This is a genomic window from Ichthyenterobacterium magnum, from assembly GCF_003610635.1.
Classification (GTDB): Bacteria; Bacteroidota; Bacteroidia; order Flavobacteriales; family Flavobacteriaceae; genus Ichthyenterobacterium; species Ichthyenterobacterium magnum.
Map to the genome: position 1 here is coordinate 178,641 of NZ_RAQJ01000002.1, position 12,491 is coordinate 191,131.

Sequence of the window (12,491 nt, forward strand, 5' to 3'; positions counted from 1 at the left end):
CGTTTTTAAAGACTATATAATTAATAAAACAGAAACTAGTTGTAGCAAAATTGCTAACAGCTAATAAGCTAAGTGCTAAAATATGATAGTAACACCATTAGATTCTGCATATCTTGATTCCAAAGAGCATTATGTATTCTATCACAAAATGATAGATTTTGCACTTAAAGAGCTTATAGTTGCTGTACAGCAGCAACAACTCTGTAATGAAGATGAAGTCAATCTCTTCAAACAATACAGTGATTTATTGTTGTATTCTATTGAAGCTATGCGTGTTAAGTACATGTATGATGATGAAGGCAACATGAAGGTTGATGTTACAGATTCAGGATTTCCAAATTATTTAGAATTCCGTTATTTATTTAACGATTTAGAATTACGTGAAGAGTATCTGGATAAGCTTACAAATGTTGACACCTTAAAAGAGGAATTTTTAGATACATTATTACGCAAAAAAGAACCTATAAAAAAACGTAAACTATTTCAAGCTTCATCAATTGTATATTATACATCAGCTAAAAAGGAATATATTTTTAACAGATTTGTGCAAGGTAAAATTATTAATGCAGAAGATGGTACGCCTGGTGAATATTTAGTAAGTTGGAGTTTTTACGATGTGTCTCATAACAGACCATTTATTTGTTATATGTATTTTGATTATAATGGAGGAAAAAATCCATTAAAAGACAGGGAAGATATTTATAAAATACTTAAAACAGTAGCAGATCGTGAAATGGCATTAGACACGATGGCATACGCCATTGATAAACGTTTAGAAAAAGTGTTGCCAAAACTTATAAAACGTATTGATTTAGGACCAATACACAATATGTTTGCTAAAGACGAAAACCAAATAACGCATGCTATATTAGATGGTATTTCTAAAAAAACAATTCCTTTAGAATCGTATGCAATATCATTAAAAATAGACGAAGTAGCATCAGGCAGCGAATTTAAAGAAGGCAGCTTTTTTAATAAGCAAGTATTGCAAAAATGGAACAGTGTGTTTAAAAAGAAATATGTTTTAGCGCCGCATAGAATTATTCAGTTGTTATATAACAAAACACCAGAAATAATGAATAAACTATCAAAAGCACCAATTGAAATAGCCAATTTAAAAATTGATAAAATAAAAAAGTAAAATAGTATACAGTCACAGTCTCAGTGAGCAGTTCTGTTTACTGTGACTGAAACTGCAAACTGAAGACTAAAATATGGAACACAATTCAACATTTCCTATAAAACAAAATGAATTAGATATGCTTCGTGATGAAGCAACATCTTACATTAAAAGTATACAATGGGAACAAGGCCAACGTGCTAAGAATAAAGATAAAGATGCCAAAGACGAATCGATTTTATTGTATTTGTCTCGTGCAAAAGGTAATGGAGCAGCAGATGTAACTTCGGTATCAAAAACCGTATTGGCTTTAAAAAAACGTCTATTACCTGAGTCAGTAGCACTTCCTATATATTTAAATCAAACATTATATGCAGTTCAAGAAGGTTTAACACTTGGTATTTGGATAAAAGATAGCTATTATGATGCATCTGGTTTATCTACTTTAAGTGAAAATAAATCAGCACTTGATAATGCTGGTAAACGTGAATACGAAAGTAAAATGCATACAGCAACAGCATTTATGTTATTTGCTACAGCGTATAAAATATTGCATGATTTAAAACCGCATGCATCAGATGATTTAAGTGTCATGAAACAAAAGTTTGCAGGTATTCCTGAGGTTTCATTTATGTCGCCTTTAAAAGGAATTTCTTGTAGCTTATTTTATTACGATAAATATTTAAGTCATCCAGAAATTATAAAATCTGACAAAGATGTTATAGATTTTACAACCGTTTATTTTGAAGCTTTAATTGATGAAATACAATTACGTAAAAGTGCTTTAGAATATACCGAAACAATTACAGACAGAACCTATAAATTAGAAAATTCAGATTTTGCAGTAGATGGTTGGGACAACCAATTTTCTGGTACTGCAGTAAGTGTAGAGTTTAATAAAATTCAGTTTGAGCAAATTGTAGGTAATAAAGACGCAAAGCATTTTGCGAGACGTTTAACAGAACGTTTATTGAGTTATGATTTTGAGGCTAAAAAAAACCCGTTTCAGGAACTTGGAGGTTTTATGCCAGTGTTTATGGGTTACGGAATTCCAGGAACTGGAAAAAGTATGCTTATTGCTGCCATTGCTACGCGATTAAAGATGCATAGTGAGAATTTAGAAATTCCATTTTTGTTTCACCCAATGCCAGATACTTTAATTAGTACATTTCAAGGTGGTTCTGCTGAGAAAATGGTAGAATGGATGAAACCATTGCAAGATCCAACACGACTTATTTTTGCACCAATTGATGATGCCGAAAATAACTTGCAAGAGCGTACAACACAAGGTGTTTCTGCTGGTGTAAAAGAAGTTATAGGTGTATTTTTAAGATATACCGAAGGCGCTTATGCAGTAAATTACGGAAATAGTTCTGTAGGCCTATTCACTAATCTACCAGAGATGCTAGATAAAGCTGTAATTTCTCGTGTGCAAGGGCGTTTTAAAATAGATGGAGCCAGAAATGAAAAAGATTTTGTAGATCAAGATTACTTGTGGTGGCGTAAACTGGAAAAAACAATGCCAGATTTTATAAATATGAGTAATCCTAAAGATTACAAATATTTAGATGCACAACAGGTTGCAAAAAACCTAGGAGAGATTTTAGATAAAGTAGATAAACCAACAGAAGAGCGTGTGTTAGACACATTTGATAGAATTACTAAAAAGTACAATGACAATGAGCATATGTTTTATGCCCATTTATATACTGAGGTTCAAAAAATATTTCCATTCTTTTCATCAAGAGATGTTAGAAATATTCAAAAAGCAGTATCATTACGTTTAACAGATTTTGATTTAGAAAAAGATTGGTTCGAAAATCCAGAAGTATACTTTAAAAAGGATTATGAGACCAAGTTTGGTATGTTGCAAGAACTGATGCGAGCTAATATGAAAGGCTTAGATTTTTCTGACATTAGACGTCAAGAAGTAGTACGTTATTTAGATAATGTGGCAACAATTGCAGATACAGACTTTAAGCGTAAAGTAGATGCGAGAATAAATCAATTAAATATCGAAACAGAAGCTAGAGAGCAGTTTGGGAATAATAAGGATTAAGTAAAAAGTAACAAGGCAAAAGGAGATTAATTTATCGCTTTTCTCTAGTGCCTTTTCACTTAAAAGAAACATGCAAAAGCTAAAAGAAGCAAATTTATATAGAAGTGAACTCATTCCTGTAAGTGGGAAATTAGTTGAGCGTTATAATCAATGCTTATTAAAATTGGGGTTTACAGAAACTAAACTCACTCATTTTTCTATAGATGGTTTGGGTTGGAGTCCAGAAGTGGCAGATGAAAAAGAAGAGCTATATTATTTAAATAATGGAGAATCTAATCCGCATGGGATTATTATTTCGCCATTACAAAAAGGAAAACCTGTTTATAATCCATCGCATACATTTGATAGAGAAATGATGCAACATGTGTTTAGAACACATGGCGAAAAGATAAATAATATCACTCGAGATTCTGCAATATGCATAGATTTTGATCAAGATATTGATGCGTTTTATGAACCTTTAGATGTTTTAAAGTACACCACTATAAACATCAAGTTTCATCTAATTAATAACCTTGACAAAATTCAAGAGGGGCAATTACGACTCATCGAAAAATTTAAACAAGGCAATAATTTTATTGATGAAACATTGCATGAGCAATTATTACATTCCGCTAGAACCTATGGTGATTTACGCGGACGGAATTTAGAATTGCACCCAATACAGTTTACTACAAATTCATTTTATACACGTTCATTTGGAGGTGTTTATGTGTTGAGAGATTTCATTTCACCAATTATCGTTTTTGAAGACGAAAAATGGTATAAAGAAGCCATTAAAGACACAACTCATGATGTGTTTATTTTTCATATTTCTCAGCCTCAACTTATAGAAAAACTAAGAGATCATATTATTATTACTTATGACCTTGAAGATTCTGTAAAAACTAAGCGTTACAATAGAATAAAGAAATTTGAATTTGCACAACACTTAAAAAACACACAACATCCAATTAGAGATATTTTAACAAACGACCTTTTGTTTAAAAGCTATCTTAACAAAATAGATATAGAGTCTCGTAAAAAAATAATGAGTGTCGAGCGTTATCTCGAAAAGTTAGAAACAAGTAATCAATATAAAATAGCAGATATAGTTGATGTTAAGTTATTTGAAGCTTTGCATGAGCCACATTCGTCTTTAGATCCAAAGCATCAAGATTTAATCTGGAAATTGCTAGTTAATATCTCAGCAAAAGATGTGTTGTTCTTGTATTGGTATGATAAAGAGCAGTTTTACAAAAGCTATGATGCCTGGGATGACTCATTAAAAGAATGGGTTGTAGAGACTATAAGTAACAATATTTAATAGTTTTAGACTAACTTTATAAACAAGCATTATCAAAATAAAATATTATGGGATTAGAACTAATTATATTTATCACAGCTATATTATTTGGCATCTTTTTATATTGGAGAGAATCCAATGGTAATGGCTTATACAGGTTTGTAAATAAAATTGTGAATAGTAAAGAATTGCAAATGAAACCAGAAGATAAAAAGGGCTTTGTTTACAGGCAAGCATTTTTACCACGATTAGTTTTTGTAGCTGTATTATTTTTATTGATTGCAGTTATTTTACAGTTTTTAACCCCATTTAAAATTTTTGGAAGTTATAATGGTGTTTCTGCGTTCGCGTCAGTTATCGTCGGAACTTTATTAGGAACATACTTAGCAAATTTTGTATTAAAGTCAACCAAAGTTATTGAAGAAAAAAGTGACTCTTTAGGAGATATGGTAGAAGATGCTGTAGAAAAAGGAAAAGACCTCATTGAGGATTTAAAAGAAAAGGGTGAAAAATCTGTAGATGTTGTAGAAGACAAAATTGATGATGTAAAAGAAGACATTAAAGAAGAAACCAAAAGTGCTCGTGAGCGCCTGAAGGATAAAGGCCTAATGTAATACTTGTCATTCCGCACTTGATGCGGAATCCATAAAATAAGATTAAATCTTTGCATTATAATGCAGAATGATAAAAACTAAATTAATGATTAAAAACTATTGGAATAAAGGAGGAAAGCAAAAAGCAATTACCATTATAGTTGGTCTAGTTTTGTTAATCGCATTATTTGTGTTGCGTGATGACTATCAACCAGCGTTGTTATTTGTTAGAAAATACATTTTTATTATCATATTATGCCTAATTGTATTACTCTTAGGTTTACGTAAGTTTAGAAAAACGGCAAGTACAGGCAAACGATTAGGTGTTTTAGCTTTTTTAATTGTCTTTTTTGGGCTTTTATATGTTGCTGGTTGGCATTTTAAATTATATGATTATATGAAAACCTATAATGTTTTTAATAATCTAAATAAAGTCGAAATAAATGAATTGCCTTTAACTCAAAACGAACGTATACAACCATTACGTAATATTTTTTCTATGGCAAATGAAAGTGTAGGAGAAACAAAAGATGTGTCACTTCCGCATTTAGTACGTGTTGATGATGAGAATAAATGGACCATGGCAATTCAGCCTTCAGAAAAATACACCATACAACAAATAAGCGATAATACAGAAGAAGTATTTTCAGTATCGAGTACAACGCCATTTCCTAGATTTTCTAGCGAGAATCGTATTCCTGTAACATTTTCTATTGGTGAATCTTTAAAGTTTAGCCGTAATACATACAATGCAGTTGTGCAACGTTTTAATCCTTGGATGCTATTTAACTACGAGCCAAGTGATACCTTTTATATGAAAAACGATTCTGGACAATGGGTGCAAGTAGTGAGTTTAATTAAATGGAAAGGCTTTTTATTTCCATATCCAACCTTTGGTGGCGTTATGGTTATAGATAATGGCGAACATGATTTTAACGATTATATCGAGCGTATTTTAATAGGAAAAGGAACCTATATAAGTCCAGATGAGATGAAAAATTATCCGTATCTCACAAAGCAAAATACATTATCAGAAAAAGTATCACGATTACAAGCCGAATCTTTAAAGTTTATAGGTGGTTTTAGTGATCCTTTACCTTGGAATATGAAAACGGCTGTTAAAATTCCAGATTTAGCAGACGACCAAAACCAACAACCATTTGTAACAGATTTTGATTTTGCAGGTTCAGAGTCTGATGCGTATAGTGGTTTGTACCATTGGTTTGGTTTAGAGCCAGTAGGTGATGAGCGTACCAGTTTAACCTATAGTGTGTTTATTCCGGCTGACGGAACAGATAAAATGTACTATTACGATCATGCATCAAAAAAACAAGGTTATGCAGGCGTTTCTGCAATGCCTTTAAAAGTGATAGAATCGCGTAAAGAGTTTGATTGGTCTGTAAACAAGCCTGTTGAGTTTAGACCTTATATAAAAGACATTGCAGGAAGAAAACGTATGTTCTTCCTTGGGACTATATCTGCAATTAGAGAGAACGATTCTGGTAAGTTTGATGGTTCTGCTACGCCAGATTTAGCTTTAGTTGATAGTGAATATAGAGATGTAGTTTGGATCGATGTTAAGCATCCTAGTACTTGGGATAAAGTCGTTTACGACCAATTAGGAGAAGCTTGGCGATCTAGTGAAGGCATTGGTTATTATTATGAAAATGAATTACAAGACAAAGACATTAATGATGCTTTAGGGCAAACCTATAAAGTCATAGACTCTTTAGATAACGCAAATAAAGAGCGTAATAAAGAAGCTATTGAAGCTTTACAACGTAAAATAGATTCATTAAAATCGGTTATTAATTAATGTTAAACTCTATTTGTGCTTAATTTAAAACTCAAATTAAGATTGAACTGCGATAAAAATACAAATTCATGAAGACAGTATATATTTTATTTTTATCAATCATAACAATAGGAAATATTTATTCTCAAAATGATAAAAATCAAACTAAGTTTGAAATATTGTTCCCAGAGATAAAAGTTGAAAATGTAAATAAAAAAACTATAACATTTTATGAATTTGAAGAAGGACCATTTACTGTATCTTTTTCAATTCATAAGTTTCTAGATATTCCTAAAAATATAACAACATCTGAAGAATTATGTAATTGGATTAACGAGGATATAGAAGATACAATTCCTGATGATTTTAGATTTCATGTAGGACACATTTCCAAACAAATAGCCTATTTTAAAACTACTGAAAGAACCTATTCATATGAAAAAGAAACTTATTTAAAATTAGCCAATGAAGGTTATTTATTTAAGTATTCTGTGTATGGTTCTGGAGTAAAAGATAAAATAAATTCTAAGTATCTTAAAAAATACTTCAATTTTTTGGAAGGTATCAAAATAAACTAATCACAACAATGTGTATAGTTCATTGCTTGTTCAGTTTGCACTCAAAAATTAAATAACTAACTCCATTTTAATATCACAGCGTATATATGGGCAATCTGGCTCAACAGGAATTTCAATAAAACCATATTTTCTATAAATATAGATGGCGTTTTCTAATTTTTTACTAGAGTAGAGTATAAGTTTAGGGATGTTGTTTGCTTTAGCGAAGTCAATACAATGTTGCATTAATTGTTGACCAATTTTTCGTCCGCGTTCTTTTGGAGAAACAGCCATTTTTGTAAGCTCAAAAACACCAGTTGCTTTCATTGGCATTAAAGCAACTGTACCGAGTATGTTTTTGTTGTCTTTGGCAAAAAATATATAACCACCTTTATCTACGATATAAGTTTCTGGTTTACTTAATACCTCTTGGTCATAAGGTTCTACATAAAAATAAGTTTTAAGCCATTCAATATTTAAATCATAAAAGGCTTTGGCAAAATGGTTGTCATAATTAATTATTTCGATAGTATTAGATGTTGTCTTTTTTGCTCTTTCAATAACAGTAGTACTAAACCTTTTTTCTGTTAGTTTAAGTTCAAAATTATTTAACTGCTCAATTAGTGAGTTTGCTTTCCCATTAGAAAACTCTTTTACAGTTGCATCTATGGCTTTCCAAATAGGTTTCATTTGAGATTCTTGGTTTCTTCCTTTTGTAGAAAGAAAGACTATTTTTTTTCTTTTATCTTTTTTATCAGTTTTAAAAACCACCAATTCTTTTTTTGATAGTTTGTTAATTGCCTGTGTAATTGCTGGCTGTGATATATGTAATGATTCTTGTAATTGTGTTGTAGTTACACCATTTTTTGTGCTTATTATTTTAAATATAGGAAACAAGTATGGATCAAAATCTATATTAAAACTATCATATACCAATTGAGTTTCTTTCATCATATAGTCACTCATTCTTTTTAACCTAGAACCTAAACCTAACTCACCAAAGCCTTTTAATGCATCCATAATATTTGTGTTTATATAAGTGCTTATGCAAATATACACATGTGAATTAAAATATAAAAGCGATTTTTAATTTTTTATGAAATCTGTAATGAGATAGGTGATAAGCTTACCAACTTTAATAGCTGTTTTTTTTGTTGGTGCTGCTTCACAGATATGTAAGTAAGTAGCATTTTTGTGATTTGAAAAAAAATTAACAAAATGTCTAGCTTTTGTAACACTAAATCCGCTAGGCGTCATTGCACTACTTGGAATATCTACTATGGCATCACAATCTATTTCTATGCCGTAGTTTGTGTTAGATACATGATTAATAACCTTTTTTAATTCGGTTTTATATTTTAATTCTTTTCTTATTTCAATCGCTTCAAAAGTGTTGTACTGTATAGATTTTAAATGATCCATTGTTTTAAAAATATGATCTGAAGTATAGTTTTCATGCAGCCCGAAAACAAAATAATTTTTTAAAAACCCTTCAGAATAAGCATAACTAAACCCATTACCGCTATGTCTACCTTCTTCAGCTCTAAAATCTGTATGTGCATCAAAATTAACGACATTAATAGGTTTTTTAAGTGCTAAACTTGTTCCTTTTATATTTCCGTAAGCATTATTATGTCCGCCACCAATAATAATTGGTGTCTTTCCTGCGCTAACAATATTATATACCAAATGAGAAACTGTTTTGTCAATCTGTTCTACTAATTGTCTGGCAGTTTTAACATCTTTCTTTTTCTTTTGATTAAGTGTTTTTAGTTGTTCTTGTTGCTCATGAAACTCTAAGCAACCAAGAATTAGCACCTTTTTTGGGTTAGTAAATGCATTGCTTTGTATGTTTAACAAAATTTTAATTGCTGCGTCCCAAGCACTTGAAGCACCTGATTTCCCGTAGTTTGCGAAAACACCTACATCTTCTTTTATGCCAAAAAGAACATAGTCAACGTCTAAATTTTCTAAGTCGTCGTATATATTGGTGAGTTGAGAAAGTAAAACAACATGTTCTCCAAATTTGGTTTCGCCAGAACGTTTTTTAAGAAGACGATTTAAATCTTCAGCATTGAAAACAGAAAGTTGATCCATTAAGAGATAAATTAAAATTGAAGAATTAAAAATACAGTTTATTTATTTTCGAAACTATTAAAAACAATTATTTAAAGCATAACAATTAAGAATTAACGTTTCAACAACTTAAAACAAAAGCGATTTATGGAAAATTCAAACAGTAAAAGTACAGGGTTAAAGGTTGCATTAGGTATTTTAGTAGTCCTTTTTCTAGCTACAGGGTTTTATACTTCAAAATTGTATAAAGACAAAAAAGAAAACGAAGCTACACTTACAAAACAAAAACAAGAAGTAATGGCTGAGTTAAGCACAATGGCAAAACAATATGATGTAGCTATTGGCGAAAATGATGTAGCAAATCAAAATTTATTAGAAGCTAGAGAGCGTATTCAAGGTTTAATGGATTCTTTAAAAATATCACAAAACAGTGTAAATAGCCTTTGGAGATACAAAAAGAGATTCTTAGCATTACAAGAAGAAATGGATGTGTTATTAACTGAAAATGATAAATTGAAAATTGAAAATGCTTTATTAGCAACATCTTTAGATAGCACTCAAATGCAGTTAGCAGAGCGTGAAATGTTTACAGATTCTCTATTAGTTCAAAATACAGAATTAGCAGATGTAGTTGAAAATGCAGCAGTTTTACAAACTATAGGTTTAAAAGGATTTGGTGTTATAGAGCGTAGTTCTGGTAAATTAATACCAACAGAAAGAGCTAAACGAAGCGATAAAATTAGAGTTTGCTATACTGTTGCTAAAAATAGCTTAGTAGGTTCTGGAGATAAAGAGTTATATGTGCAAGTATTAGACCCAAGTGATAATGTATTAGGTGCTAACGAGCAAATACAATTTGATGATAAAGTTTTAAACTACAGTTTGGTAAGCAAATTTAATTATGAAAACCAAAGTTTAAACATTTGTGAGTTTGTAGCTCCTGCTGAAGATTTTCAAAAAGGACGTTACGTTGTAAATGTATTTAATGAAAAAGAGTTATTATCTTCTACAGAATTTTCACTTAGATAATTAAGTAATATAAAGTAAAGAAAAGCCTGAAAGTATTTTTCAGGCTTTTTTTATTTTATAGATTTATCTTGTAATGTAAGTATATTATGAACGTCATTCCGAATTTATTTCGGAATCTCATCACTAAATACATCAAACAGTTAAAATGAGAACCTGAAACAAGACTTCGACAAGCTCTGCCTAATAGTTCAGGTTGACCAATAACGATTATTGAGATTAGACCTAACTTTATACTGTTTGCCCATTAATGATAACAGTATCAATAAGATTATCACCAAATGCATATGGTAAATAGGAGTAATCAGGAATAGGTTGTGTAATTATGATGTTTGCTTTTTTGCCTCTACAAATACTGCCATGAGTATTGCTAATTCCCATAGCATAGGCTCCATTTATAGTCGCTGCATTAATAGCTTCTTCTGGAGTCATTTTCATTTTTATGCAAGCTGTGCTAACTACAAAATTCATGTTACCACTTGGTGTAGAACCAGGATTGTAATCTGTAGCCAAAGCCAGCGGTAAGCCAGCATCAATTAATTGTCTCGCTGGTGTATACGGAATACTTAAAAAGTAAGAGCAAGATGGAAGTGCAACAGGTATTGTATTAGTATTTTTAAGAGCTTCAATATCTTCTGTGTTTAATTCTTCAAGATGGTCAACAGAAAGTGCATCATTGTTTACGGCTAACGCAACGCCTCCAAAAGCATTAAATTGATTAACGTGAATTTTTGGAATTAACCCATGTTGTCTTCCTGCTTCTAATACACGTTTTGTATCTTCAAGAGAGAAGTAGCCTTTTTCACAAAAAACATCAATATATTCAGCTAAATTTTCATTTACAACTGCTGGAATCATTTCATTAACTACTAAATCAATAAAACCTTCTTTATTGTTTTTGTAAGCTTTCGGTATAGCATGAGCAGCTAAAAGTGTCGCTTTAACTTTTACATCAAAATCTTTTTTTAAGCGTTTAATAACACGGAGCATTTTAAGTTCGGCTTCAACAGTTAAACCATAGCCTGATTTTATTTCTATGGCTCCAGTACCTAATTTAATGACTTGTTTTAGGCGTTCTGCGGATTGGTTATATAATTCGTCTTCACTAATATTTTGAAGTTTTTCTGCCGAATTTAAAATGCCACCACCACGATTGGCAATAGCTTCATAGCTCAAACCATTTATTCTATCAACAAATTCTTGAACTCGATTTCCTGCATACACAAGATGTGTATGAGAATCGCACCAAGTTGGTAAAACAACTTTACCTGAAGCATCTATAATTTTATCTGCTTCAATATCTATACAATCTGTCATGCTTCCGTATTCAACTATAGTATCATGTTCAATAAGCAAATATGCATTCTTTAAAGTTGGCAGGATTTTCATGTCAGCGCCTTTTATAACAGTAACATTGGTTTCTCTTACTTGAAGTAATTCTTTTATATTGGTAATTAATAAAGTCATATTTTGCTATAAAAGCCTAAATTTAACAAAATTAAATTCTGATGACTAGAGAAAAACGTGATAAAATTTGTGAGAGTTGTAATAATCATATTATTGACGAACGTTACGGATTGTTATGTGGACTAACCAATAATTTTGCAAATTTTCAGGATAAATGTAAAGATTATAATGCATCAGTTGCAGCACCATCAATAGCTAGAAAGCCTATAGAAAGAACTACAATTACAAAAAAGAAAGAAAAAAAGGGCTTTGGTTCTGTAATAGGAACAGGAATTGTTTTGTGGATTGTATTTAAAATTGTTTTAAAACTGATTAAGAGTTTTTCAGAATAAAAAAGAAGTTATTTAAATAAGTGTCATTCTGAATGAAATGAAGAATCTTATATAAATACACGTAATAATTATTATGTGAATGAGATTTTTTAACTACACTCAAAATGACTAAGCATAACTCTTTTTTTGAATAAAAAACGCCAACTATAAGCTGACGTTTGTAATATAAATTGAGTTTTTT

The 12,491-nt window shown here is 30.8% G+C and carries 11 protein-coding genes; 8 read left to right on the plus strand and 3 right to left on the minus strand.

Going from position 1 to position 12,491, the window contains the following annotated elements; genetic code table 11:
* The first annotated feature begins 82 nt into the window (after positions 1–82).
* From BXY80_RS06875 to BXY80_RS06900, 6 genes are all read left to right on the plus strand, one after another.
* Positions 83–1,141 (plus strand): hypothetical protein, encoded by a 1,059-nt coding sequence (locus BXY80_RS06875; protein WP_120200529.1) that lies wholly within the window; start codon positions 83–85, stop codon positions 1,139–1,141.
* Between the two features lie 73 nt (positions 1,142–1,214).
* The gene (locus BXY80_RS06880; protein ID WP_120200530.1) at positions 1,215–3,179 is read left to right on the plus strand and encodes an AAA family ATPase; all 1,965 of its coding nucleotides are present in this window, start codon (positions 1,215–1,217) and stop codon (positions 3,177–3,179) included.
* Between the two features lie 70 nt (positions 3,180–3,249).
* Complete coding sequence (locus tag BXY80_RS06885) at positions 3,250–4,485, plus strand: DUF6638 family protein (RefSeq protein ID WP_120200531.1); 1,236 nt, start codon at positions 3,250–3,252, stop codon at positions 4,483–4,485.
* Positions 4,486–4,532: 47 nt separating this feature from the next.
* The gene (locus BXY80_RS06890; RefSeq protein WP_120200532.1) at positions 4,533–5,078 is read left to right on the plus strand and encodes a YtxH domain-containing protein; all 546 of its coding nucleotides are present in this window, start codon (positions 4,533–4,535) and stop codon (positions 5,076–5,078) included.
* 85 nt (positions 5,079–5,163) lie between these two features.
* Positions 5,164–6,873: a hypothetical protein gene (locus tag BXY80_RS06895; RefSeq protein WP_120200833.1), complete on the plus strand. Its 1,710-nt coding sequence runs from the start codon at positions 5,164–5,166 to the stop codon at positions 6,871–6,873.
* A 68-nt stretch (positions 6,874–6,941) separates the two neighbouring features.
* Positions 6,942–7,430 (plus strand): hypothetical protein, encoded by a 489-nt coding sequence (locus BXY80_RS06900; protein ID WP_120200533.1) that lies wholly within the window; start codon positions 6,942–6,944, stop codon positions 7,428–7,430.
* 48 nt (positions 7,431–7,478) lie between these two features.
* Here the strand turns inward: BXY80_RS06900 and BXY80_RS06905 are convergent, their stop codons facing one another.
* Positions 7,479–8,429 (minus strand): helix-turn-helix domain-containing GNAT family N-acetyltransferase, encoded by a 951-nt coding sequence (locus tag BXY80_RS06905; protein WP_120200534.1) that lies wholly within the window; start codon positions 8,427–8,429, stop codon positions 7,479–7,481.
* A gap of 66 nt (positions 8,430–8,495) precedes the next feature.
* Positions 8,496–9,506: a formimidoylglutamase gene (locus BXY80_RS06910; RefSeq protein WP_120200535.1), complete on the minus strand. Its 1,011-nt coding sequence runs from the start codon at positions 9,504–9,506 to the stop codon at positions 8,496–8,498.
* Between the two features lie 126 nt (positions 9,507–9,632).
* Here BXY80_RS06910 and BXY80_RS06915 point away from each other — a divergent pair, with 126 nt between their 5' ends.
* Entirely contained in the window at positions 9,633–10,514 is an 882-nt protein-coding gene (locus tag BXY80_RS06915) for a chromosome partitioning protein ParA (protein WP_120200536.1), read from the plus strand.
* 228 nt (positions 10,515–10,742) lie between these two features.
* On the opposite strand, the gene hutI is transcribed toward BXY80_RS06915, so the two are convergent.
* Positions 10,743–11,978 (minus strand): imidazolonepropionase, encoded by a 1,236-nt coding sequence (gene hutI / locus BXY80_RS06920; protein WP_120200537.1) that lies wholly within the window; start codon positions 11,976–11,978, stop codon positions 10,743–10,745.
* Between the two features lie 41 nt (positions 11,979–12,019).
* On the opposite strand from hutI, the gene BXY80_RS06925 reads away from it, so the two are divergent.
* Positions 12,020–12,310 (plus strand): hypothetical protein, encoded by a 291-nt coding sequence (locus BXY80_RS06925; RefSeq protein WP_120200538.1) that lies wholly within the window; start codon positions 12,020–12,022, stop codon positions 12,308–12,310.
* Positions 12,311–12,491: the final 181 nt, after the last annotated feature.

Excerpts from the sequence above, each read along its gene's own strand:
- BXY80_RS06875 (WP_120200529.1), top strand. The coding sequence starts at position 83 with ATGATAGTAACACCATTAGATTCTGCATATCTTGATTCCAAAGAGCAT.
- BXY80_RS06925 (WP_120200538.1), top strand. The coding sequence starts at position 12,020 with ATGACTAGAGAAAAACGTGATAAAATTTGTGAGAGTTGTAATAATCAT.
- BXY80_RS06895 (WP_120200833.1), top strand. The coding sequence starts at position 5,164 with ATGATTAAAAACTATTGGAATAAAGGAGGAAAGCAAAAAGCAATTACC.
- BXY80_RS06905 (WP_120200534.1), bottom strand. The coding sequence starts at position 8,429 with ATGGATGCATTAAAAGGCTTTGGTGAGTTAGGTTTAGGTTCTAGGTTA.
- BXY80_RS06915 (WP_120200536.1), top strand. The coding sequence starts at position 9,633 with ATGGAAAATTCAAACAGTAAAAGTACAGGGTTAAAGGTTGCATTAGGT.
- BXY80_RS06910 (WP_120200535.1), bottom strand. The coding sequence starts at position 9,506 with ATGGATCAACTTTCTGTTTTCAATGCTGAAGATTTAAATCGTCTTCTT.
- hutI (WP_120200537.1), bottom strand. The coding sequence starts at position 11,978 with ATGACTTTATTAATTACCAATATAAAAGAATTACTTCAAGTAAGAGAA.
- BXY80_RS06890 (WP_120200532.1), top strand. The coding sequence starts at position 4,533 with ATGGGATTAGAACTAATTATATTTATCACAGCTATATTATTTGGCATC.
- BXY80_RS06900 (WP_120200533.1), top strand. The coding sequence starts at position 6,942 with ATGAAGACAGTATATATTTTATTTTTATCAATCATAACAATAGGAAAT.
- BXY80_RS06885 (WP_120200531.1), top strand. The coding sequence starts at position 3,250 with ATGCAAAAGCTAAAAGAAGCAAATTTATATAGAAGTGAACTCATTCCT.
- BXY80_RS06880 (WP_120200530.1), top strand. The coding sequence starts at position 1,215 with ATGGAACACAATTCAACATTTCCTATAAAACAAAATGAATTAGATATG.